The following is a 3,472-nucleotide window of genomic DNA, read 5'->3' as shown; positions in this document are numbered from 1 at the left end:
ATCTGCAGATAGGTGTCGTCCGAGTTGGGACTGCCGGAGATCAGGCCGATGGTGTTCTTGTTGGGCTGCTCGCCCTTGTAGATGCCGACGCCGACCAAATAATCGCCCATGCGCTCGACCCAGGCCGATTTGTCGTCAATCGAGCCGGTTTGCGGATTTTTCCAGCGGAAATCGCTCCAGCCATGATAGGGCGGCGTGGTCGCGATCCTCATGAAGTCCTGGGTCGTGAACTTACCGTCCTGATCCCTCATGTCGTGCAGGTTCTTGCCGCGGATGCCTGGAAAGGCGCCGTTGGCGACATGCAGGGTCCCGTCAATCGTGTGAACCCAGGGATAGAGGTCGCGATCGTTGAACGCGCCGGCGTTGATGGCGCGGAACGTCGCGTCCGGTCCTTCCTTCTTGAATTTCTCCTGGACGCGCTTGACCATCGCGACCGCCTCGTCCCGGGTGCCGAAATCGACGGCTTGCGCGGGGAAGATGGACACGGCGGCTAGCAAAGCGCCGAGGACCAAAGCAGAACAAAAGGCGGCGGCTCTGCGCATCACGTCCCCCCAAAAATCGCGATGATCCCAAGACGGTAGCCAAGTAGGTCGCGAAGGAGTCGACATGATGGCGAAGGTGCGCTTCGTGTCGAATTTTGTGTTGTCCGGACACGCGAACTAGCGCTCGGATGCACGCATTGAGAGTGGTCGTAGGAGGGCCCTAAGGCTTGCTCAAACCGTCAAGCGCGATGAGCGGTCGCGCTCATCGCGCGCGCCATCACTGCATCGCGGCGATCTTGATGCCGGTGGGGCCGAGAATGACGACGAACAGCACCGGCAGGAAGAACAGGATCATCGGCACCGTCAATTTCGGCGGCAGCGCCGCGGCCTTCTTCTCGGCCTCGTTCATGCGCATGTCGCGGTTTTCCTGCGCCATCACGCGCAGGCTCTGGCCGAGCGGCGTACCGTAGCGCTCCGACTGCTGCAGCGCGAGGCAGACCGACTTGACACCTTCGAGGCCCGTGCGCCTGGCGAGATTTTCATAGGCGACCTTGCGGTCCTGCAGATAAGAAAGCTCGGCGGTGGTCAGCGTGAATTCCTCCGACAGCGCGATCGACTGGGTCACGATTTCGCTTGCGACCTTGCGGAACGCCGCCTCGATCGACATGCCGGACTCGATGCAGATCAGCAGCAGGTCGAGCGCGTCGGGAAAGGCGCGGCGGATCGAAAGCTGGCGCTTGGCGATGTTGTTCTTCAGGAACAGCATCGGCGCCTGCAAGCCGGCATAGGCACCCCCGATGCAGATCCCGATCTTGAGCATGGCCGAGGCCTGCCAATGCGAGATCAGGAACATGTAGAGCACGGTGGCGATGAACAGCACGATCGGCGCCACCATGCGGGCGAACAGGAAAGTGACGTAGGGCGCCTGGCCGCGATAGCCGGCCATGATCAGCTTGTCGCGCGCGGCCTCCTGCGCCAGCCATTTGGTGAGGTTGAAATCCTCCACCACTTTCGACACCAGCTGCTTCGGCGTCTGCCGCAGTGACACCTTCTCCTGCTTGGAGAGACGCTCGCGTTCGCGCTGGCGGATCCGCTCGCGTTCGCTCGCCACCGCCTTCATGCGCTTGCCGAGATTGTCGCCGGCGAGCAGCGGCATGATCAGCGTATAGGCGGTCGCACTCACCGCGATGGCGGCGAGCAGCATGGTCATGAAATGCGGATCGTGAAGCTTTGTGACGAGGAAATCGATCATGTGACACCGTCAGAAATCGAAATTGATCATCTTCTTCATCACCAGGATGCCGATCGTCATCCAGATCACGCAGCCGACCAGCATCAGCTGGCCGGTGGGATGCGTCCACAACAGCGAGATGTAGTCGGGCGTGGTGAGATAGACGAAGAACATCACGCAGGGCGGCAGCGAGCCGATGATGGCGGCGGAGGCCTTGGCTTCCATCGACATGGCCTGGATCTTCTCGGCCATCTTCTTGCGGTCGCGCAGCACCTTCGAGAGGTTGCCGAGCGCTTCCGACAGGTTGCCGCCCGACTTCTGCTGGATCGAGACCACGATGCCGAAGAAGTTGGCTTCCGGCAGCGGCATCCGCTCGTAAAGCCGCGCGCAGGCTTCGCCGAGCGGCATGCCGATCGCCTGGGTCTCGATGATGGTCAGAAATTCGCTGCGCAGCGGCTCCGGCGAGTCGGCGGCGACGACCTTGATGGATTCGAACAGCGGCAGCCCCGCCTTGATGCCGCGCACGATGACGTCGACGGCATCCGGCAGCGCCCTGAGAAAGGCCTTTTCGCGACGCTTCTTGAGGAATTTCAGGATCCAGCGCGGCAGGCCGAAGCCGGCCGCGAAGGCAAGCCCGGTCGCGCCCAGAAATCCGCCGCCGGCGAACATCGCAGCGAAGAAGCACGCCGCGGCCAGAACGCCCGAAATGGTCCAGAACTTCTGCGTCGACCAGTCCAGCCCGGCCTGGCTGATGCGCACGCTGAGTGGGACCTTGCTCTCCTGCTGCGCCCGCGCCTCGAGATCCTTCAGCGAACTCTCGACCTGCTCGCGTCGCGAGCGCTGGTTGCGGTCGACCTGGCGGGCGGCCGGCTCCGACTTGGCGAAGTTGGCCCGGCGCGACTCGGCCTTCCGCTCGCCCGACAGCAGCGGATAGATGAAGACCCATGCCACGCCGCCGATGGCGGCAGCCGCGAGAAAGCCGAGGGCGAGCGCCTGCGTTTTCATGAGGGGTCTCCGATCACGTCTTGGGCGCGGCGGCATCGGCGGCGTCGAGTGCCGCCGCGAGCCGCTTCTCTTCGCCGTAATAGCGCGCCCGCTCCCAGAAGCGTGGCCGGCCGATCCCGGTCGAGCGATGCTTTCCGATGATCTTGCCGTTGGCGTCCTCGCCGATCATGTCGTAGAGGAAGATGTCCTGGGTGATGATGGTGTCGCCTTCCATGCCCATCACCTCGGTGACGTGCGTGATGCGACGCGAACCGTCGCGCAGGCGGGCGGCCTGGATGATGACGTCGATCGAGGCGCAGATCATTTCGCGGATAGTGCGCGAGGGCAGGGAAAAGCCGCCCATCGTGATCATGGATTCGCAGCGCGACAGCGCCTCGCGCGGATTGTTGGCGTGCAGCGTTCCCATCGAGCCGTCATGGCCGGTGTTCATCGCCTGCAACAGGTCGAAGGCTTCCGGGCCGCGGACCTCGCCGACGATGATGCGTTCGGGACGCATACGCAGGCAGTTTCGCACCAGCTCGCGCATGGTGACCTGGCCTTCGCCTTCGATGTTGGGCGGACGGGTTTCCAGCCGCACCACATGCGGCTGCTGCAGCTGCAGCTCGGCGGCGTCCTCGCAGGTGATGACCCGCTCGTCGTGCTCGATATAGTTGGTCAGGCAGTTCAGAAGCGTGGTCTTGCCCGAGCCGGTGCCGCCCGAGATCAGCACGTTGCAGCGGCAGCGGCCGATAATCTGCAGGATCTCCGCGCCCTC

Annotated in this window: 4 protein-coding genes; all 4 read right to left on the bottom strand. The window is 63.5% G+C overall.

The features are described 5' to 3' along the window. Positions 1-485, bottom strand: a 485-nt coding sequence (locus tag JOZ76_RS31820; protein WP_291705358.1) for a cache domain-containing protein, incomplete at its 3' end; no start/stop codon positions are given. A gap of 274 nt (positions 486-759) precedes the next feature. Beyond that, a complete protein-coding gene (locus JOZ76_RS31815; RefSeq protein ID WP_291705357.1) occupies positions 760-1,734 on the bottom strand; it encodes a type II secretion system F family protein in 975 nt (324 codons plus the stop codon). A gap of 9 nt (positions 1,735-1,743) precedes the next feature. Beyond that, the gene (locus JOZ76_RS31810) at positions 1,744-2,718 is read right to left on the bottom strand and encodes a type II secretion system F family protein (protein ID WP_291705356.1); all 975 of its coding nucleotides are present in this window, start codon (positions 2,716-2,718) and stop codon (positions 1,744-1,746) included. Positions 2,719-2,731: 13 nt separating this feature from the next. Further along, positions 2,732-3,472 (bottom strand): CpaF family protein (locus JOZ76_RS31805; protein ID WP_291705355.1); only part of this gene is annotated, 741 nt, incomplete at its 5' end.

This window comes from Bradyrhizobium sp., assembly GCF_019244115.1.
Lineage (GTDB): Bacteria > Pseudomonadota > Alphaproteobacteria > Rhizobiales > Xanthobacteraceae > Bradyrhizobium.
This window is presented reverse-complemented; position numbering and strand designations above follow the sequence as displayed.

Excerpts from the sequence above, each read along its gene's own strand:
- JOZ76_RS31810 (WP_291705356.1), bottom strand. The coding sequence starts at position 2,718 with ATGAAAACGCAGGCGCTCGCCCTCGGCTTTCTCGCGGCTGCCGCCATC.
- JOZ76_RS31815 (WP_291705357.1), bottom strand. The coding sequence starts at position 1,734 with ATGATCGATTTCCTCGTCACAAAGCTTCACGATCCGCATTTCATGACC.